Source organism: Corallococcus sp. CA041A, assembly GCF_003612075.1.
Classification (GTDB): domain Bacteria; phylum Myxococcota; class Myxococcia; order Myxococcales; family Myxococcaceae; genus Corallococcus; species Corallococcus exiguus.
Map to the genome: position 1 here is coordinate 1 of NZ_RAWF01000696.1, position 422 is coordinate 422.

Genomic DNA, 422 nt, shown 5'->3' on the forward strand with positions numbered 1-422 from the left:
CTGTCGATCACGCACAGCGTTCCGACGGCCGGGCCGTCGAGGCGGAGCGTCTTGGCAAAGTAGGCGCGGATGTTCGGTGGGCCGGTCACCATCGGGCTGAGCATGACCCGCGGGTCGACCAGCGCATCGGGCACCTCGAACAAATCGGCTTGGCCAATCGCGTGGGTGCAGAACGAGCCGTCACGCGCCCCGCCATCGAGGTCGATGCCGAAATGGGAGAGAAAGAATTGCCGGTCGGTGCCGACCAGGCTGACCAGAGAAATCGGGCACTGCGTGAGCTGTGCGGCCGTTCGGGTCAATGCATCGAGCGATTCGCGTTCCCCGGCGGCCAGGCCGCGGGTCTCACCCAGCAATGCTTCACGCCGACAGTCCTCTCGGTCTGCTTCCATGGCATGCGGATCTCCCTGGGGAGCATTCTGCGC

At 65.6% G+C, this 422-nt stretch carries 1 pseudogene; it reads right to left on the bottom strand.

What is annotated here, in order from left to right:
- A pseudogene (locus D7V77_RS42725) lies at positions 1 to 389 on the bottom strand (GAF domain-containing protein); the annotation flags it as partial.
- Positions 390 to 422 lie beyond the last annotated feature (33 nt).